Annotated in this window: 16 protein-coding genes; 3 read left to right on the plus strand and 13 right to left on the minus strand. The window is 54.6% G+C overall.

Features of this window, described 5'->3' with window-relative positions; translation table 11 throughout:
• The first annotated feature begins 114 nt into the window (after window positions 1–114).
• Window positions 115–894 (plus strand): envelope biogenesis factor ElyC, encoded by a 780-nt coding sequence (gene elyC / locus RVY89_RS11395; RefSeq protein WP_484827870.1) that lies wholly within the window; start codon window positions 115–117, stop codon window positions 892–894.
• Here elyC and RVY89_RS11400 read toward each other — a convergent pair.
• From RVY89_RS11400 to RVY89_RS11460, 13 genes are all read right to left on the minus strand, one after another.
• Window positions 871–1,764 carry a YcbJ family phosphotransferase gene (locus RVY89_RS11400; RefSeq protein WP_371898408.1) on the minus strand — a complete coding sequence of 298 codons (894 nt, stop codon included), beginning with the start codon at window positions 1,762–1,764 and terminating at the stop codon, window positions 871–873. The two genes, elyC and RVY89_RS11400, sit on opposite strands and share 24 nt — an antisense overlap.
• A gap of 142 nt (window positions 1,765–1,906) precedes the next feature.
• A complete protein-coding gene (gene kdsB / locus RVY89_RS11405) occupies window positions 1,907–2,653 on the minus strand; it encodes a 3-deoxy-manno-octulosonate cytidylyltransferase (RefSeq protein ID WP_484827871.1) in 747 nt (248 codons plus the stop codon).
• The gene (gene ycaR, locus RVY89_RS11410) at window positions 2,650–2,832 is read right to left on the minus strand and encodes a protein YcaR (RefSeq protein WP_006174474.1); all 183 of its coding nucleotides are present in this window, start codon (window positions 2,830–2,832) and stop codon (window positions 2,650–2,652) included. Before ycaR ends, kdsB begins: the two co-directional genes overlap by 4 nt.
• A gap of 45 nt (window positions 2,833–2,877) precedes the next feature.
• The gene (locus RVY89_RS11415) at window positions 2,878–4,107 is read right to left on the minus strand and encodes a winged helix-turn-helix domain-containing protein (protein WP_484827872.1); all 1,230 of its coding nucleotides are present in this window, start codon (window positions 4,105–4,107) and stop codon (window positions 2,878–2,880) included.
• 44 nt (window positions 4,108–4,151) lie between these two features.
• Complete coding sequence (gene lpxK, locus RVY89_RS11420) at window positions 4,152–5,129, minus strand: tetraacyldisaccharide 4'-kinase (RefSeq protein WP_484827873.1); 978 nt, start codon at window positions 5,127–5,129, stop codon at window positions 4,152–4,154.
• Window positions 5,126–6,874 (minus strand): lipid A ABC transporter ATP-binding protein/permease MsbA, encoded by a 1,749-nt coding sequence (gene msbA / locus RVY89_RS11425; RefSeq protein WP_371898412.1) that lies wholly within the window; start codon window positions 6,872–6,874, stop codon window positions 5,126–5,128. Before msbA ends, lpxK begins: the two co-directional genes overlap by 4 nt.
• A 36-nt stretch (window positions 6,875–6,910) precedes the next feature.
• Window positions 6,911–9,175 (minus strand): ComEC family protein, encoded by a 2,265-nt coding sequence (locus RVY89_RS11430; RefSeq protein WP_484827874.1) that lies wholly within the window; start codon window positions 9,173–9,175, stop codon window positions 6,911–6,913.
• A 214-nt stretch (window positions 9,176–9,389) separates the two neighbouring features.
• A complete protein-coding gene (ihfB, locus tag RVY89_RS11435; RefSeq protein ID WP_008499965.1) occupies window positions 9,390–9,677 on the minus strand; it encodes an integration host factor subunit beta in 288 nt (95 codons plus the stop codon).
• A 170-nt stretch (window positions 9,678–9,847) separates the two neighbouring features.
• The gene (gene rpsA, locus RVY89_RS11440; protein ID WP_008499966.1) at window positions 9,848–11,521 is read right to left on the minus strand and encodes a 30S ribosomal protein S1; all 1,674 of its coding nucleotides are present in this window, start codon (window positions 11,519–11,521) and stop codon (window positions 9,848–9,850) included.
• A gap of 111 nt (window positions 11,522–11,632) precedes the next feature.
• A complete protein-coding gene (gene cmk, locus RVY89_RS11445) occupies window positions 11,633–12,316 on the minus strand; it encodes a (d)CMP kinase (protein ID WP_013097305.1) in 684 nt (227 codons plus the stop codon).
• Window positions 12,317–12,501: 185 nt separating this feature from the next.
• Window positions 12,502–13,785, minus strand: coding sequence for a 3-phosphoshikimate 1-carboxyvinyltransferase (gene aroA, locus RVY89_RS11450; protein WP_371898414.1), 1,284 nt, complete (start codon window positions 13,783–13,785; stop codon window positions 12,502–12,504).
• 69 nt (window positions 13,786–13,854) lie between these two features.
• Window positions 13,855–14,943: a 3-phosphoserine/phosphohydroxythreonine transaminase gene (gene serC / locus RVY89_RS11455; RefSeq protein ID WP_484827875.1), complete on the minus strand. Its 1,089-nt coding sequence runs from the start codon at window positions 14,941–14,943 to the stop codon at window positions 13,855–13,857.
• A gap of 162 nt (window positions 14,944–15,105) precedes the next feature.
• Entirely contained in the window at window positions 15,106–15,798 is a 693-nt protein-coding gene (locus RVY89_RS11460; RefSeq protein ID WP_371898416.1) for a DUF421 domain-containing protein, read from the minus strand.
• Between the two features lie 127 nt (window positions 15,799–15,925).
• Between RVY89_RS11460 and ycaO the strand changes: the two genes are divergently transcribed.
• Window positions 15,926–17,686 carry a 30S ribosomal protein S12 methylthiotransferase accessory factor YcaO gene (gene ycaO / locus RVY89_RS11465; RefSeq protein WP_371898417.1) on the plus strand — a complete coding sequence of 587 codons (1,761 nt, stop codon included), beginning with the start codon at window positions 15,926–15,928 and terminating at the stop codon, window positions 17,684–17,686.
• A 406-nt stretch (window positions 17,687–18,092) separates the two neighbouring features.
• Window positions 18,093–18,950: a formate transporter FocA gene (gene focA / locus RVY89_RS11470; protein ID WP_008499974.1), complete on the plus strand. Its 858-nt coding sequence runs from the start codon at window positions 18,093–18,095 to the stop codon at window positions 18,948–18,950.
• Window positions 18,951–18,992: the final 42 nt, after the last annotated feature.

The following is an 18,992-nucleotide window of genomic DNA, read 5'->3' on the forward strand; positions in this document are numbered from 1 at the left end:
CCACTCGCTAACTACAAAACCGCTATTTTGTCACACCCGCGCGGAGAATGAACCTCTCTGGTGTAATATCACGGGTAATCACTTGCTATATGGTTAAAAAAGGAACCAAAAAGGATGCTTTTTACCCTGAAGAAATACATTGGAGCGATGATGCTTCCCCTTCCGCTGCTGCTCATTATCATCGCGCTGGGGCTGGGGCTGGTCTGGTTCAGCCGCTTTCAGAAGAGTGGCAAAACGGTTATCACGCTCGGCTGGTTTGTCTTGCTGCTGTTTAGCCTGCAACCGGTCGCGGATGGTCTGTTAGACCCCATCGAAAACAAGTATCCGACATGGCAGGGAAATCAGAAAGTGCCGTACATCGTGGTGTTGGGGGGCGGATATACCTGGGATCCTGACTGGGCCCCCAGTTCAAACCTGATCAACAACAGCCTGCCACGGCTAAACGAAGGCATTCGCCTCTGGCTGGCGAACCCGGGATCAAAAATGATCTTCACCGGCGCGGCGGCCAAAACGAACCCGGTGAGTACGGCTGAAGCGGGCGCCAGGGTCGCGGAATCGCTCGGCGTACCTCGTTCATCGATTATCACCCTGGACAGCCCAAAAGATACCGAGGAAGAGGCTGCCGCAGTGAAGCAGGCGATTGGCGATGCGCCGTTCTTACTGGTGACCTCCGCCTCACACCTGCCGCGCGCGATGATTTTCTTTGAAAAGCAAGGCCTGCACCCGCTTCCCGCACCGGCAAACCAGATGGCCATCAACGCGCCGCTCAACCCATGGGAACGGGCGATCCCATCCCCTATGTGGCTGATGCATAGCGATCGCGTCGGCTACGAGACGCTTGGACGCCTCTGGCAGTGGCTGAAAGGATCGTCAGGCGAGCCAGGGCAAGAGTGATCTTGTTGCCAGATCGAAGTTTGCACGATTAAAACGTCCGGTGTTCACCAGCTGCGCGACTTCGTCCCAGAGCAGGTAGAGCCAGCGCCGCCAGAGAAATGCTTCCGCAACAGGGGCGCGTTGAAGGTAATGCCAAAGTAAACCTTCCGCCGCCCCGCTGTCGCTGAGCCTGAAGAGCTCATATTCACGCGGAGCCCAGAGCATGATCCCCGGCCCGAGCATCGCCAGAAGCTGATCGCTACGGGAGTCCTTGAGCATGCTGCGCAGGGTGAAATTACCGTGGATTAGCACGCAGTTGTCATTAAAACCCTCGAACAGCGCCGGTAAGCACTCGCGGGTGCGAAACAGGATACGTTTGTCCTGCATGGTTAAACCGGTATTGTTGAACTGGTTAAGCGTTCCCCACAGCACTTCCACCCGCTGCCGATACCATAGCGGCCACAGGTTTTCCTGAGTGCTGTCGACCGGACCGACAAGCCCGCGGCTATCCTGGCGGTGCCAGGCCAGCAGCGCCTCGACAATCTGGTCCTTTAGCTGCTCCCAGCGTTCCGGCGTGCGCGCGGGCGCTTCAACGGGCACACCGCGTAAACGCTCAATCAGCAGTACGTCCGGGCCCGGGTGTTCCTCATGGGTCATCACGCCATACACCGTCGGCATACGGACGGTTCCCTCCCGCGCCAGCATAGACATTTTCCATGCAAGCTGCCTGGCAACGCCCGGCGAGGTGAAACTTCTGGCCATCAGCGGCATTGGATTGCCCTGGCTGTCATACAACGACCAAAGCGCAGTATCGACCTTTTCACTCACGCATTCGACCCGACTTAATTTCTCACCAAGCAGATGGCTAAGTTCGGCACGCAGCTGTTCCATATGAGATTACCCCCATTAAGACTACTGCTTTTATAATGAGCGTCCTGAAGGAAGATGTCACCCGGAAGAGATCAATCAGGGAAAAGAAAGGGAAAAATAAACCGGAGAGTGCATCCCTCCTTACGGAGAGATGCCGGTAAGATTAACGCAATTCGGCGCGAACACGCTCAAGATCTTCAGGGGTGTCTACGCCCGTGCCAGGGACTTCCTCAGCAACTGCAACGTGAATTTTCTCGCCGTACCAGAGCACACGAAGCTGTTCCAGCATTTCGATATGTTCCAGCGGACTCGGCGCCCAGGTAACATATCGACGAATAAAACCGGCCCGATAGCCGTAGATCCCAATATGACGCAGGAAGGTATCACCAATAGTCTCTTTAGAGAGCGCAAAGCGATCGCGATCCCACGGGATCGTGGCGCGTGAGAAATAGAGCGCATAGCCTTCAGCATCCATGACCACCTTCACCCCATTCGGATTGAATGCCTCTTCAGCGTGGTGAATGGGCACCGCGAGCGTCGCCATACCGACCTGACGCTGCGCCAGGTTTTCTGCTACCTGACGGATAATCACCGCCGGGATCATCGGCTCGTCGCCCTGCACGTTCACAATGACCGTATCATCACTGAAACCACATTTCTCAACCACTTCCGCCAGACGCTCGGTGCCGGACTGGTGATCGGCGCGGGTCATGCACACCTCTCCGCCTGCCGCCTCAACCGCACGGGCGACGTCAGGATGATCGGTAGCAACAATCACGCGATCGGCGCCGGATTCACGCGCACGCTCGAGGACATGCACGATCATCGGCTTGCCGTTGATATCCACCAGCGGTTTACCCGGCAGACGCGTTGAGGCATAACGCGCAGGAATAATGACAACAAAACTCATGGTTTGCTCTCTTCTGCCACCAGGGAACGAGCTTCATTTTCCAGCAATACCGGAATGCCGTCACGCAGCGGGAAAGCAAGGCTGTCCAGCTTGCAAATCAGCTCCTGTTTGTCCTGGCTGTAGTAGAGTTTGCCGTTGCATACCGGGCAGGCAATAATTTCAAGTAAACGGTGATCCATAGTTCCTCCGTATGGGTAATCGCTAAAGCTTAACACATTCCCTTTTCAGGGAGTGCCTGTTTCCCAGCCACTTCGACAGGATGTAAACAGTCCGTCGGGCACCCGGCCCAGCGTCACGTCGCGGGCACCCTGCCAGCGCGCGAATTCGCTGATGGCGAACGTTAACCCTTTTTCCAGGCTTGCCGTCAACCTGACGCCCTCTTCCAGATAAAGCGCAATGATTTCAAGCGTGCCGGTCTTGCGGTGCATTTTAGCGTCCATGCGCCCGACCAGCTGTCCCTTATGCAGCAGCGGGAGAACAAAGTAGCCATACTGGCGCTTTGGGGCCGGGGTATAACATTCCAGCCGGTAGCTAAAATCGAACAGCTGCTCAGCGCGTTTTCTGTCCCAGACGACCGGGTCGAAAGGCGACAGCACCGCACTGTGGGTTGCCTGAAGTTTCCCCTCCAGGGCCTGAGGCAGTAGCGGGAGGAGATCCGCATGCAGCCACATTTCGCCCAGCGTTTCCACCGTGACGGGGATGACTCGCTGTTCGCGTTTCCATATGTCCAGAAGCGATTTCAGCGCGGGCTGGCGAAGGCGATAATAATCTGCCAGCCACTGCGTGCGGAAAATCCCCAGGCTGCGGGCGCTGTTTTCGAGCATGATGGCCTCGGCCGCCTCCTGGGTAAGCAGGTCACGCTCGTCGTCCCAGTGCGGCATCACGCGATACGTCAGGTCGTAGACGCGCTGAAAATTACGCCGCTCAATCACCATGACTTTTCCAGAGGTGAACAGCCCTTCGAGATGACGTTTGTGCGGCTTCCACTCCCACCAGCCGCTTGTACCCTTGCGCGGGTGTTCAAAATCGGCGGAGCGGACGGGGCCATTATCCTGAATATGCGCGATGAGCTGTTCAATTTCGGCCGCATGTTCCAGCATCCACGCCTGTCGGTATTTCCAGCCCATCTTTTCCGGGGCAAGCATACGGTGACGCACCAGGGCAAAATCGCTGCGGGGCAGGAAGCAGGCTTCGTGCGCCCAGTACTCCATTAATTCACCCTTGCTGAGCGCCTCATCCAGCCACTGTGAAGGATAATTCCCCAGGCGGCTAAACAGCACCAGATAGGGGCTACGGGCCACAATATTAATGGTGTCGATTTGAAGCAGCGACATGCGCTGGACGGTAGAAAGGATATCGGCAGGCTGCGCGCGGCGGCGGGGCTTTTTGAGTAGCCCCTGCGCGGCAAGGTGGAGATTACGTGCGGCTGAAAGCGAGAGTTGCGGTAAAGACATGCGTTTTCCTGTCCGTCGAAGCGCCACCAGAACCGCGTAAGCCTTTACTGCACCAACGCAATGAGTTCCTGGAGCAAGTGTTCCGGCTGCTCGCCGCTGAGTTCAGCGTCAACCGGCAGATACCACCAGTTATCTTTCGCAAAGGCACGGCATTTCACCGCATCTTTTTCGGTCATAATCAGCGACTGTCCGGGTACGGTCAGGGCGTCTACCTCCCCTTCCACCAGCACCTGGTGGTCGGCCAGCGGAACCCGTTTTTCCAGCCGGGCACCACACTGTTCCAGCGTCGCGAAGAAGCGCGGCGGATGACCAATGCCCGCCATCGCCACCAGTGAAGGCAGCTCAGCAACCGCCCGGCGTTCCCCCGTCGCCAGGTTGACCGCCAGACCCGGCTGCAGGCACATCGGGATTTCACCCGCGTTTGCTTCACCGCCGTTCACAATCACCGCATCAACGGACTTAAGACGCGAAGCCCGTTCGCGCATGGGTCCGGCCGGCAGCCACCAGCCGTTACCGAAACGGCGAACCCCATCGATGACCACAATCTCTTTATCACGCGCCAGGGCGTAATGCTGCAGGCCATCGTCAGTGATAATGATTTGTACCGCCTGTTCGGCAAGCAGTGCCTGAACGGCGTCGCTGCGCACCGGAGAGACCGCAACCGGCGCGCCGGTACGCTGGAAAATCAATACCGGCTCATCACCCGCTTCGGCACTCGTGGTTTCCGCCGTCAGCAACAGCGGATAACGCGCCGCTTTACCACCATATCCGCGCGATACCACTCCTGGGCGGATGCCGCGCTTTTGCAATTGCTCCACCAGCCAGATCACCACCGGCGTTTTACCGTTGCCGCCCGCCGTAAGATTACCGACAACCACAACCGGAACTGGCGCGCGCCAGGCACGCTTCAATCCCAGACGGTAAAGCAGACGGATAATGCCGCTCACCAGGCCGTAAAGCCAGGAGAGCGGCAAAAGCAGCAGCCACAGCGGGGATTCACCGGACCAGATGCGTGCAATCATTCGCCAAACTGCATCTTATGTAACTGAGCGTAAACGCCGCGGTGTTCCAGCAAATCAGCATGGCTTCCACGTTCAACAATGATGCCGTCTTCAACTACGACGATTTCGTCAGCCTGCTCGATAGTCGACAGACGGTGCGCAATCACCAGAGAGGTACGGTTCTTTTGCAGCTCATCCAGTGCAGACTGAATAGCGCGTTCGGATTCCGTATCCAGCGCAGAGGTCGCCTCGTCCAGAATCAGAATCGGGCTATCGCGCAGCAGCGCACGCGCAATGGCGATACGCTGACGCTGACCACCGGAGAGCAGTACCCCGTTCTCACCGATTATCGTATCCAGACCGTTATCCATCTTGTTGATAAAGTCCATTGCATAGGCCATGCGCGCGGCGTTCTCAATCTGCTCACGGCTGTACTCATCCGTGCGCGCATACGCAATGTTGTTAGCCACGGTATCGTTGAACAGGTGCACGTTCTGGGAGACAAGCGCCACCTGGTTACGCAGAGATTGCAGGGTATATTCCCGCAGGTCATGACCGTCTAAAAGGATTTCACCTTCGTTAATATCATAGAAACGGGTGATCAGGCTGGCAATGGTCGATTTACCCGAGCCGGAACGGCCCACCAGCGCAACGGTTTTACCCGCAGGAATGGACAGGTTGATATTACGCAGCGCCGGCGTTTCACGACCAGGATAGGCGAAAGTGACATTGCGGAATTCGAGATCGCCACGAGCGCGCTCAATCTCGCGTGTACCCTCATCTTTTTCCTGTTCGGAATCCAGAATGCTGAACAGCGTCTGACAGGCGGCCATCCCGCGCTGGAACTGGGCATTCACGTTCGTCAGGGATTTCAGCGGACGCATCAGGGCGATCATTGAGGAGAAGACTACGGTAATGGTACCCGCCGTCAGCGTCTCCATCACGCTTGGGAAGCTTGCCGCATACAGGACAAATGCCAGCGCCAGCGACGCAATCAGCTGAATAATCGGGTCAGAGATGGAAGAGGCCGAGACCATTTTCATCCCCTGCAGACGCATTTTATTGCTGACTTTATCGAAGCGTTTGGTTTCGACCTCCTGACCGCCGAAGATCAATACTTCCTTATGCCCTTTCAGCATCTGTTCCGCACTGGTCGTCACCTGCCCCATCGTGTTCTGCATGTTCTTACTGATATTGCGGAAGCGCTTTGAGACGACGCGGATGGCAATAGAAACTACCGGTGCCAGAACGATAAGGATGATCGACAGCTGCCAGCTGTAATAGAACATCATCGCGAACAGGCCGATGATTGACGCGCCCTCACGCACAACGGTGATCAGTGCGCTCGATGATGAGGAGGCAACCTGCTCGGAGTCGTAGGTGATACGGGACAGCAGCGTCCCGGTAGACTGCTTGTCAAAGAACGCAACCGGCATGCCCATCATGTGGCTGAACAGGCGACGGCGCATGGTCATAACCACTTTCCCTGATACCCAGGAAATACAGTAGCTGGAAATATAGCTGGTGATGCCGCGTAAAATCATCAGTCCGATAACCACCAGAGGCATCCATAGCAACACTGAGCGATCCGTTTTACCAAAACCGTCGTCCAGTAACGGTTTGAGAAGCGATAGCATAAAAGTATCGCTGGCTGCGTTGAGGATTAACGCTACTCCCGCCACGATCAGGCCTGCTTTAAAGGGCGCAATCATCGGCCAGAGTCGGCGGAAGGTTTGCCACGTGGAGAGATCTTTGTCGTTATGCATTCAAAAAACCAGCATTCGTTGAAATAGCCGCATATTCTACCCGTTATCGACGGGCTCGCCAAACCACTGATGATACCAAACGGGTAAAAATTGCTCGCGCAAGCGCCGGATTTGCCAGTGATGTTGCGAGAATGTCACCGATATTTGTCCAGAATGAGGAGTATCGTGCCAGATATACCCCTCTTTTCGATAACGTCGGACAACTTTTGCCGACGGGAATCGCCATGCGTTATAGCGGGCCGCTGAATCCAGGGCGATCTGGCCTTCCACCCGCTGTACCAGCGGCAATGAAGACGAAGTATTACTGCCATGATGGGGCACCTGTATGAGCGTGGACGTCAGATAACGCCAGTAATGGCTAAGCATAGCCTGTTCCGCTTGCGCTTCAACGTCTCCTGTTAGCAGAACACTCTGCTCACCGTCGTCCACCTTTACCACGCAGGAATGGTTATTTCCCTGAGCCGGGTAATTTTCGGGGGGCCAGTGGGCGGTGAAGGTGAGTCCCTGCCATTTCCATCTCTGCCCGCGAAAACAGGGCAGATGTTCCGCCTGGCGCAATGGGCTTCTTACCCACACTTCCGGCCACGCTTTTTGCAACGATGCGAGTCCTCCCGCATGGTCGAGGTGCTCATGACTGAGAATAACGCCTTCAGGCCTCAGGTGATGCCAGCGAAGCCACGGGATAATTAACCGCTGCGCGCTATCCCCGCCCGGCCAGGCGAGCCCGGTATCATAGAGAATGGCCTTCCCGTGCCGTTCAATGACCATCGCCAGCCCCTGCCCCACGTCCAGCATATGCAGCGTCCAGCTCTCGCTTTTTGCCGTTCGCCAGAGAGGAAATGCCAGTAAGATACTTCCTGCAAAACAAACGGCTGGAAGGGTTTTCCAGGCGCGAAAACGCCAGGCAATGATGCTCAACCACGGCAGTAATGTCATGTACTGCCAGCGTTGGTCGACATTTTGCCAGCCGTCAGGCAGGCGCATGAGGAGCCAGAAAAGCCCCGCTAGTGACTTATTGGCTGCGAACCAGACGACGCTTTCCGGTGCCGCCAACGGCAGGAGATGAAGCAGCATGCCGAACAGGATCAGCGGCACGGAGACAAACGTCACCAGGGGAACGGCAAAGAGATTCGCGACCAGGGAAGAGATGCTGAAGCCATGGAAAATCAGGACCTGTACCGGCATCAGCAGCATCAACATACCCACCTGCAGATAGATCAGGTTCAGCAGCGGCCGTATACGTCGTGCCCTTTGCCAGTCAGGAAGAGGCAGCCACTGGAACCAAAAAATCAGCGCGGCGACCGCAAATGCAGACAAGAGCAGACTCTGCGAGAGTATGGCTAAGGGGTCGCTTATCAGGATCGCCGCGATACAGCAGACCCACACCTGCCAGGGAGACCATTGCCGGGCAGCGATCCGCAATAATGCAAGCACAGCAAGCGCAATGACCGTTCGCAGCGCAGGAGGTTGCAGACCGGTAAGCCAGGCGTAGAAAGCGGCAAAGCACAATCCGGCCAGGAGAGGCATCTGCCAGTGGACCCGGTGGCTGGGTAATAAAAACTGGATCCCACGAGCGAGTAACCAGACGAGGGATGCCGCCAGCGCGATATGCAGACCCGAAATCGCCATCAAATGCAGCGTCCCGGTTTCACGCATCAGGTCTTTTATTTCCTGGGGCACATCCAGACGTTCACCCATTCCCAGTCCGAGGATAACCGCCCCCCATCGGTAAGCAGAAAGGCGGTTTTGCAGTGACATGAGATATTGCGCTCGCAGGCTGCAGTGCCCATCAACGAGTTCCGCACGGGTGAAACGCCCGCTCAGCGTTTGATGGCGGGCAAAAGCGCTGCGCTGAGAATCATAACCGCCGTCGTTCAGTTCGCCATGGGCAGGCCTGAGCCTGAGCGTCATGGTCCAGCGCTGACCGGCACACGCTTTCTGTGGCAGATAATTGCCATACAGCATGACGCCGGTAGTAGCCCACCAGCGCTTGCCATCAACGCTGAGAATGTTTGCCTGATGCTGCGTTGCGCCATCTGTGGCGGTGATCGCTACCTCAGCCTGCACAGCCCCCGTGGTTAAATGCTGCATCGGCCAGACGCTCTCCTTCGCAGCCAGAATACCCCACACGTAAAGTAACAGCGTGATACCCGCATACTTCAGTCGTTCGTTTCGCCGTGCGGCCAGCACGACCCCGCCAGCAATCATTATCCACACGGTATGACGTGATGGCAGTTCAGGTAACCAAAGTAACGGGGCTATTGCCAGAATGACGCAGACGCTAAGAGCGGGAATTCCCATTGCTACCTCCCTGTTTCAGGAGGGCAGTATGTAAGCGGACAGAGCGAGTTGTCAGGTGAGAAGCATGCGTTTTACGGCACGCGCCGTGCTGTTTTTATTAGTTTGCAGAAAATGAAACGGAAAATGCGGGGCATATTCAGAATGAAAGCGGCAGAGACAAAAAAAGCACCCGCAGGTGCTTTCTTTCGAACCCAGTTTAACCGGCTGGCTAAACTCAGTTGCCGTAAATATTGGCGCGATCGCGCAGTTCTTTACCCGGCTTAAAGTGTGGAACGTACTTACCTTCCAGCTCAACTTTATCACCAGTTTTCGGGTTACGCCCGGTACGTGGAGCACGATAGTGCAGAGAAAAACTACCGAAACCGCGGATTTCAATGCGCTCGCCCTGGGCAAGAGTGGAGGCCATATGCTCCAGCATCTCTTTTACGGCATCTTCCACTGCCTTGGCAGGGATATGCGGTTGCTGACTGGCAAGTCTTTCAATCAATTCTGACTTGGTCATGATTCCTCCGGTTCCTTTCAAACCAATTAGCTGAACAGCTCATTAAACAAGGGCGGCCGTAGCCGCCCTTTGTTATTGATTACAGGACGAATCCTGTAATCTGTCAAGTTTGCTCCTCATCCTTCACGCTGTAAATGCGTTACAGCGCAAATGATGCTGAGAACCTGATATTACTCGCCTTTAGCTGCTTTGAAAGCTTCAGCCATTGCGTTGTTAGAGAAGTTTGCATCTTCCTGTTTGTTAACAGTTGCGATTGCATCTTTCTCATCAGCTTCGTCTTTAGCACGAACAGACAGGCTGATTGCACGGTTCTTACGGTCAACACCGGTGAACTTAGCTTCAACGTCGTCGCCTACGTTCAGAACCAGAGTGGCATCTTCAACGCGGTCACGTGAAGCTTCAGAAGCGCGCAGGTAACCTTCAACGCCGTCAGCCAGTTCTACGGTTGCGCCTTTAGCGTCAACTGCAGTCACTTTACCGTTTACGATTGCGCCTTTCTTGTTCAGTGCAACCCAGTTGTTGAACGGATCTTCTGCGAGCTGTTTAACGCCCAGGGAGATACGCTCACGCTCTGCGTCAACCTGCAGAACAACTGCAGCGATTTCGTCGCCTTTTTTGTATTCACGAACTGCTTCTTCGCCTGCAACGTTCCAGGAGATGTCAGACAGGTGAACCAGGCCATCGATGCCGCCGTCCAGGCCGATGAAGATACCGAAGTCAGTGATAGACTTGATTTTACCTTCAACACGGTCGCCCTTGTTGTGGGTTTCCGCGAACTGCTGCCATGGGTTGTTTTTGCACTGTTTCAGGCCCAGGGAGATACGACGACGTTCTTCGTCGATATCCAGAACCATCACTTCCACTACATCACCAACGTTAACAACTTTGGATGGGTGGATGTTTTTGTTGGTCCAGTCCATTTCGGAAACGTGCACCAGACCTTCAACGCCTTCTTCGATTTCAACGAAGCAGCCGTAGTCAGTCAGGTTGGTTACGCGACCAGTCAGTTTAGTACCTTCTGGGTAACGCTTAGCGATAGCTACCCATGGATCTTCGCCCAGCTGTTTCAGGCCGAGGGATACACGAGTACGCTCGCGGTCGAACTTCAGCACTTTAACAGTGATTTCGTCGCCCACGTTCACGATTTCGCTTGGGTGCTTAACGCGTTTCCACGCCATGTCGGTGATGTGCAGCAGGCCATCAACGCCGCCCAGGTCAACGAATGCGCCGTAGTCAGTGAGGTTCTTAACGATACCTTTGACTTCCATGCCTTCCTGCAGGTTTTCCAGCAGCTGATCGCGTTCTGCGCTGTTTTCGGATTCGATAACGGCACGACGGGAAACAACAACGTTGTTACGCTTCTGGTCCAGCTTGATTACTTTGAACTCAAGCTCTTTGCCTTCCAGGTGCAGAGTGTCACGAACTGGACGAACGTCTACCAGAGAACCTGGCAGGAACGCACGAATACCATTCAGCTCAACAGTGAAGCCACCTTTAACTTTGCCGTTGATAACACCGACCACAGTTTCAGCTTCTTCGTAAGCTTTTTCCAGCGTGATCCATGCTTCGTGACGTTTCGCTTTCTCACGAGAAAGCAGGGTTTCACCGAAGCCGTCTTCTACTGCGTCCAGAGCAACGTCAACTTCGTCACCAACCTGGATTTCCAGCTCGCCCTGGGCGTTTTTGAACTGCTCTGCCGGAATGGCGGACTCAGATTTCAGACCGGCGTCAACCAGTACTACGTCTTTGTCGATAGCAACAACAACACCGCGAACGATGGAACCCGGGCGGGTTTCGATTTCTTTTAAGGATTCTTCAAACAGTTGAGCAAAAGATTCAGTCATGTTTAATCTTCAGGTTAATATTAACGTCCACCTGGCTCCGTGCCGGATGGGGTTGTTTCACATACCCGCCGTCAATCCATTGCAGCGGGGGTACTGCTAAATCGGTCGCGATTACGCGAGTGCCAGTTTTTGGCGCGCATATTGTAGCGCTTTTTCAATCACTTGCTCAATAGTTAAACTGGTTGAATCCAGAACTAATGCATCTTCTGCAGGAACAAGTGGGGCGACGGCGCGGTTACGATCGCGGTCATCGCGCTCTTTTATCTCGGATAAAAGGCGATCAAAGTTAACACTAAACCCCTTTTCCTGCAACTGAAGCATGCGGCGTTGCGCACGTTCTTCCGAAGAGGCGTCGAGGAAAATTTTTACAGGCGCATCAGGGAATACCACAGTTCCCATATCGCGTCCGTCAGCGATCAAACCCGGTGCTTCACGAAACGCGCGCTGACGACGTAACAGCGCCTCACGAACGCGCGGGAATGCCGCAACCTGGGAGGCCGCATTAGCCACTTCCTGCGTACGGATTTCGCCGCTCACGTCTTCCCCTTCAAGGATGACTTCCAGGTTGCCATCGGTCGATACGAAACGCACATCCAGATGCGCAGCCAGCGGAACCAGCGCTTCTTCAGACGCGACATCCACATGGTGATGCAGCGCGGCCAGCGCCAGCACGCGATAGATTGCTCCCGAATCTAAAAGATGCCATTGCAATGCTTCCGCCATCGCTTTGCACAGAGTACCTTTCCCTGCGCCACTCGGCCCATCAATGGTGATTACCGGGGCAACTGCCGTCATCTTTTTCTCCTTAAATAAGGCATACCGTTTACATGAACGCCGCGCATTATACGCGCCAACGTGCGCAACTGTTACCTTTGCGTGCAAATTACGGAATGATTGAAGCAGAGTGTAGAAGAAATGAGCGGAGGTGTTCGTAATGAAGCGTAAGGAAATGCCGCATCGGGCGATGCGGCAAGGCGTTATCAGGCCAGCGTGCTAATGCGTGCCAACTGTTCGAAGTAGTCCGGGAACGTTTTCGCAGTACATTTCGGGTCAAGGATCGTGACAGGCGTATCTGACAGCGCCACCAGCGAGAAGCACATCGCCATACGGTGATCGTTGTAGGTGCCGATTTCCGCAAACTGCAGTTTTGCAGGAGGCGTGACGCGAATGTAGTCTTCGCCCTCTTCCACCTCGGCACCGACTTTTCGCAGCTCTGTCGCCATTGCGAACAGGCGGTCCGTCTCTTTTACGCGCCAGTTGTAGATGTTACGCAGCGTGGTGGTGCCTTTGGCGAACAGCGCCGCCGTGGCAATAGTCATCGCCGCATCAGGGATATGGTTCATGTCCATGTCGATGGCGTTCAGCTCGCCGTGGGTACAGGAGATGAAGTCATCGCCCCAGGTGACAATGGCGCCCATTTTTTCCAGCACGTCCGCAAAACGGATGTCGCCCTGCACGCTGTTACGACCAATACCGGTCACTTTTACCGTGCCGCCTTTAATCGCACCCGCGGCCAGGAAGTAAGACGCGGATGACGCATCCCCTTCAACCAGGTAGTTACCCGGAGACTGGTACTGCTGTGCCCCGCGCACCACGAAGCGCTGATAAGACTGGTTTTCCACATCAACGCCGAAGGTTTTCATCAGGTGCAGCGTGATATCAATGTACGGTTTAGAGACCAGCTCGCCTTTAATCGTGATAACCGTATCCTGCGGAGCCAGCGGCGCGGTCATCAGCAGCGCGGTCAGGAACTGGCTGGAGACGCTGCCGTCAACCTCGACGTGACCGCCGGTAAAACCGCCGCGCAGACGCAGTGGCGGATAGTTTTCCTGCTCCAGATACTCAACCTGCGCGCCGCCCTGACGCAGGGCATCCACCAGGTGACCAATCGGACGCTCTTTCATGCGCGGCTCGCCGGTCAGCACGATGTTGTTGCTCCCTAGGCACAGGGCCGCCGCCAGCGGGCGCATCGCGGTCCCCGCGTTGCCCAGAAACAGTTCAAGCTCTTCGCCCGAGCGCAGCGCGCCGCCGTTGCCGGTCACTTCGCAGCGGGTACGATCGTCGGAGAGAGTGTAATGAACACCCAACGCTTTCAGCGCATTGAGCATATGGCGCACGTCATCGCTGTCCAGCAGGTTTGTAAGGACGGTGGTGCCGTTTGCCAGAGCTGCCAGCAGCAGAGCGCGGTTCGAGACACTTTTTGAACCAGGCAGATTAATGGTGCCATCTACCCGCGCGATAGGTTGTAACGTCAGGGATTCCATGAAAACTAAACTCTCAACTCAACATAATAAAAACCCCGCAGGGACGCTGCGGGGGTGAAAAACAGCAAATTAACCGTGACGACGTTCGAAGTCGATCATGAAATCCGTCAGGGCTTTAACGCCTTCCAGCGGCATCGCGTTATAGATGGAAGCACGCATGCCGCCAACGACACGGTGACCTTTGAGCGCATGCAGGCCTGCCGCGAAGGACTCTTCCAGGAAGACTTTATCCAGGCTGCTGTCCGCCAGCTGGAACGGCACGTTCATGCGGGAACGGTTAGCGTTCGCCACATCGTTGCGGTAGAAATCGCTCTTGTCGATCACGCCATACAGCAGTTCAGCTTTCTGCTGATTCACCTTATCCATCTGCGCCACGCCGCCGTTTTGCTTCAGCCATTTGAAGACCAGGCCGGAGAGGTACCAGGCAAACGTTGGTGGGGTGTTGAACATAGAATCGTTATCGTTCAGCACGGTGTAATCGAGAATCGACGGGCAGGATTTATGTGCTTTACCCAGCAGGTCTTCACGCACGACGACGATAGTCAAACCGGCCGGACCGATATTTTTCTGCGCGCCCGCATAGATAACGCCGTAGCGGCTGACATCAATTGGCGCAGACAGAATGGTAGAGGAGAAGTCGGCGGCAACCACGACATCGCTGCCAAAGTTTGGCGTCTCGTCGATGGCAATCCCGTCAATAGTTTCGTTTGGGCAGTAGTGAAGATACGCTGCTTTATCAGAAAGCTGCCACTCGCGCATTGGCTTCACGGCGCGCAGACCGTCAACGGTCACTTTGGCGTCGATCACATTCGGCGTGCAGTATTTATACGCTTCTTTAACAGCGCTCGCCGCCCAGTAACCCGCGTCAACGTAGTCAGCCGTCGTTTTGTCACCGAGGATATTCAGCGGAACGCCTGCAAACTGGCCGCGCCCGCCGCCGTGACAGAACAATACTTTGTAGTTCGAGGGAATATTCAGCAGATCGCGAAAATCCTTTTCTGCCTCTTCCGCCACCTGAATAAACTCTTTACCACGGTGGCTGATTTCCATCACCGACGTACCGAGACCGTTCCAGTCACAAAGTTCCTGTTGAGCCTGTTTAAGCACGTCTGCCGGTAACATCGCCGGACCTGAACTGAAATTAAAGACTTGAGCCATTTCCCCTCACCACGCTAAAAGCCATAAGTTATAACTGTGGATATCGGTTTTATCATTCAGTGACACGCGCCGCAATGTCTAAAACTTATGACCCGTGAAATGTGCCCCGCGTCACACAAAACAATCTGCCGCCTCGCCAGGACAAAACCGACAAAATGGCTGTCAGGTGATACGTTTAGCCCGGCTAACCTTCGTCCATTCCGGATTTGCACAGCGGGGGCATAATTGACGATCCCCCGGCTGCATCGCGACGACATGGCTACATCTCACGCAGGCATACTCGCCTGACTCAGGTACGGTTTTGAAACGCTCGATCAGCATATCCGGCAGGATACACAGTCCCGGCTTCACCTCGTCGTCAGAATAGTAATAGACGCTGATCTGCCCGTTAGTTTCCATGATCGCCAGCCGCACCTGCCCGAGCTGTTCAACGCTGTTCAGGCGTAGCTCCATAAAGAACTCAAACTCGGTCATATTGGCGCTTTGTACATTTTCCCAGGCCAGCTGTCCGTCCTCGACGATAACGACCGGCTTCCCTTCAAGCAGATCTTCCAGCTTTTCGCTTTTCGACATCAGCCACATGACAAGACGGTAAAGTAGCGCCAGTGAGACAAAAACGATAAACACCGGCACCATTGGTACGTCGTCATAAAAGGCGACGTCCCCCGCCGCCGAGCCCAGCGTCAGGATAATCAACACCTCAAAGAGCGACATCTGCCGCACGCCGCGACGGCCGGTAATTTTAAGAAACAGGAAGACGAGTACGAAGGTATACAGGCTGCGCAGCGCCACTTCGCCCAGAAATTCAGGAGGAACTTTATCAAACGCCATCCGCTGGAGATCAAATGCTTTCATTTTTCTATGCCTTAACAGTCAGTTACTGCCACTAAGCATAGCCCAGCCTTTTATTTTCGCCGAAGATAGCACCCGTCACGCAAAACCCGTATCATTGCGCGCTTTACGTACGATAAAAGTGACCGCCATGACTCAAACGTTTATCCCCGGCAAAGACGCCGCCCTGGAAGATTCCATCGCTCGCTTCCAGCAGAAACTGACCGACCTGGGTTTTAACATCGAAGAAGCCTCCTGGCTCAATCCGGTGCCGCATGTCTGGTCCGTGCATATTCGCGATAAAGACTGTGCCCTGTGCTTTACCAACGGTAAAGGCGCGACAAAAAAAGCGGCACTGGCCTCTGCGCTGGGTGAGTATTTTGAGCGTCTGTCCACCAACTATTTCTTCGCAGACTTCTGGCTGGGCGAGACCATCGCTAACGGCCCGTTCGTTCACTATCCAAATGAAAAGTGGTTCCCGCTGACCGAAGATGACGAACTGCCGGAAGGTATTCTCGACGCGCGCCTGCGTGCCTTCTACGATCCAGACAGCGAACTGACTGCCAGCATGCTGATCGATCTGCAGTCTGGCAATGAAGACCGTGGGATCTGCGCCCTGCCGTTCACCCGCCAGTCTGACGAGCAGACCGTTTATATTCCGATGAATATCGTCGGCAACCTGTATGTGTCCAACGGTATGTCCGCCGGTAACACCCGCAATGAAGCGCGCGTGCAGGGTCTGTCCGAAGTCTTTGAACGCCACATTAAAAACCGCATCATCGCCGAATCCATCAGCCTGCCAGAAATTCCGGCAGACGTGCTGGCGCGCTACCCGGGCGTGGTGGAATCCATCGCTAAGCTGGAAGCAGAAGGTTTCCCAATCTTCGCGTATGACGGCTCGCTGGGCGGTAAGTACCCGGTTATCTGCGTCGTGCTGTTTAACCCAACCAACGGCACCTGCTTCGCCTCCTTCGGCGCGCACCCGGACTTCGGCGTGGCGCTGGAGCGTACCGTCACCGAGCTGCTGCAGGGCCGTAGCCTGAAAGATCTCGACGTGTTTACGCCGCCAACGTTTGACGATGAAGAAGTGGCCGAGCATACCAACCTCGAAACCCACTTCATCGACTCCAGCGGCTTAATTTCCTGGGATATGTTCAAGCAGGACGCCGACTATCCGTTCGTGGACTGGAGCTTTGCCGGTACCACCGAAGAAGAGTTCGCCACGCTGATGGCGATCTTCAACGCTGAAGATCAGGAAGTTTACATTGCCGACTACGAGCATCTTGGCGTCTACGCGTGCCGCATTATTGTTCCGGGCATGTCCGACATCTACCCTGCTGAAGATCTGTGGCTGGCGAATAACAGCATGGGCGCGCACCTGCGCGAAACGCTGCTGGCTCTGCCGGGCAGCGAGTGGGAGAAAGAAGATTATCTGAACCTGATCGCCCAACTGGACGAAGAAGGCCACGATGACTTCACTCGCGTACGCGAACTGCTGGGCCTGGCGACCGGTAAAGACAACGGCTGGTATACCCTGCGTATTGGTGAGCTGAAAGCGATGCTGGCCCTGGCGGGTGGCGATTTGGATCAGGCTCTGGCCTGGACCGAGTGGACCATGGAATTCAACCAGTCGGTCTTCTCTGCCGAGCGCACCAATTATTACCGCTGCCTGCAAACCCTGCTGCTGCTGGCCCAGGAAGACGATCGCGAGCCGCTGCAGTACCTGAATGCTTTCGTGCGTATGTATGGTGCTGAAGCCGTAGAAGCAGCCAGCGCAGCCCTGAGCGGCGAAGCGCCGTTCTATGGCCTGCAGGCTGTTGATAGCGATCTGAAAGCCTTCCCGGCGCATCAGTCGCTGCTGAAGGCCTACGAAAAGCTGCAGAAGGCAAAAGCCGCTTACTGGTCAAAATAAGCGCATATAACATTACCGGCAGTAGGCGTATTCAATCGTCTGGGCTATATTACGGGGCAATTTCATTGCCCCGTTTTTTATTTTCTTCGGCAATGACTGTTGATTGTAATAATAAAGTTAATCATGGGTAAATATAATAATATTTACCCGAGCTTTACTGTTACTTTTTATGGTAAATACTCCATATTAATTAACTGTCTCAGAGGTGGCTGAACGAAAAAATTCAACTCTTTTCATAACTTTTAAAATTTATTTTTATACGGATAATCAAATACTTATTCCGCATTTGTCGTAAAACCATACACATTGCGGGCCTATAAGCCAGGCGAGATATGATCTATATCAATTTCTCTTCTATAATGCTTTGTTAGTATCTCGTCGCCGACTTAATAAAGAGAGAGTTAGTGTGAAAGCTGACAACCCTTTTGATCTTTTACTCCCTGCTGCGATGGCCAAAGTTGCCGAAGAAGCGGGTGTCTATAAAGCAACGAAACACCCGATGAAGACGTTCTATCTGGCGATCACGGCTGGTGTGTTCATCTCTATCGCTTTCGTCTTCTACATCACCGCCACTACCGGTACTGCCGGAATGCCTTTCGGCATGGCCAAACTGATTGGCGGCATTTGCTTCTCACTGGGTCTGATTCTCTGCGTCATTTGCGGCGCCGACCTCTTCACCTCAACGGTACTGATTGTCGTGGCAAAAGCCAGCGGAAGAATTACCTGGGGTCAGCTGGCACGTAACTGGCTTAACGTCTACGTGGGTAACCTGGTTGGCTGTCTGCTCTTTGTTTTGTTGATGTGGCTTTCTGGCGAGTACATGACCGCCAACGGTGGCTGGGGCCTTAATGTCCTGCAAACCGCCGACCACAAAATGCACCACACATTTATCGAAGCCGTTGCTCTCGGCATCCTCGCTAACCTGATGGTCTGCCTGGCTGTATGGATGAGCTACTCGGGTCGTAGCCTGATGGACAAAGCCTTAATTATGGTTCTGCCGGTTGCGATGTTTGTTGCCAGCGGCTTTGAGCACAGTATCGCGAATATGTTCATGATCCCTATGGGCATTGTTATCCGCGACTTTGCGAGCCCGGAGTTCTGGACCGCAGTTGGTTCATCCCCGGAAAGTTTCTCTCACCTGACTATTATGAATTTCATTACTGATAACCTGATCCCTGTCACTATCGGGAACATTATCGGTGGGGGTCTGTTAGTTGGGTTGACATACTGGGTCATTTACCTGCGTGGCGACGATCATCATTGATGGTTTTCTCAGGCAGTAAATAAAAAATCCACTTAAGAAGGT

Source organism: Enterobacter sp. 3U4 (assembly GCF_057224565.1).

Coding starts and splice junctions, on each gene's coding strand:
- ycaO (WP_371898417.1), top strand. CDS start 15,926: ATGACTCAAACGTTTATCCCCGGCAAAGACGCCGCCCTGGAAGATTCC.
- elyC (WP_484827870.1), top strand. CDS start 115: ATGCTTTTTACCCTGAAGAAATACATTGGAGCGATGATGCTTCCCCTT.
- ihfB (WP_008499965.1), bottom strand. CDS start 9,677: ATGACCAAGTCAGAATTGATTGAAAGACTTGCCAGTCAGCAACCGCAT.
- kdsB (WP_484827871.1), bottom strand. CDS start 2,653: ATGAGTTTTGTTGTCATTATTCCTGCGCGTTATGCCTCAACGCGTCTG.
- aroA (WP_371898414.1), bottom strand. CDS start 13,785: ATGGAATCCCTGACGTTACAACCTATCGCGCGGGTAGATGGCACCATT.
- RVY89_RS11460 (WP_371898416.1), bottom strand. CDS start 15,798: ATGAAAGCATTTGATCTCCAGCGGATGGCGTTTGATAAAGTTCCTCCT.
- msbA (WP_371898412.1), bottom strand. CDS start 6,874: ATGCATAACGACAAAGATCTCTCCACGTGGCAAACCTTCCGCCGACTC.
- cmk (WP_013097305.1), bottom strand. CDS start 12,316: ATGACGGCAGTTGCCCCGGTAATCACCATTGATGGGCCGAGTGGCGCA.
- RVY89_RS11400 (WP_371898408.1), bottom strand. CDS start 1,764: ATGGAACAGCTGCGTGCCGAACTTAGCCATCTGCTTGGTGAGAAATTA.
- RVY89_RS11415 (WP_484827872.1), bottom strand. CDS start 4,107: ATGTCTTTACCGCAACTCTCGCTTTCAGCCGCACGTAATCTCCACCTT.
- ycaR (WP_006174474.1), bottom strand. CDS start 2,832: ATGGATCACCGTTTACTTGAAATTATTGCCTGCCCGGTATGCAACGGC.
- lpxK (WP_484827873.1), bottom strand. CDS start 5,129: ATGATTGCACGCATCTGGTCCGGTGAATCCCCGCTGTGGCTGCTGCTT.
- rpsA (WP_008499966.1), bottom strand. CDS start 11,521: ATGACTGAATCTTTTGCTCAACTGTTTGAAGAATCCTTAAAAGAAATC.
- serC (WP_484827875.1), bottom strand. CDS start 14,943: ATGGCTCAAGTCTTTAATTTCAGTTCAGGTCCGGCGATGTTACCGGCA.
- RVY89_RS11430 (WP_484827874.1), bottom strand. CDS start 9,175: ATGGGAATTCCCGCTCTTAGCGTCTGCGTCATTCTGGCAATAGCCCCG.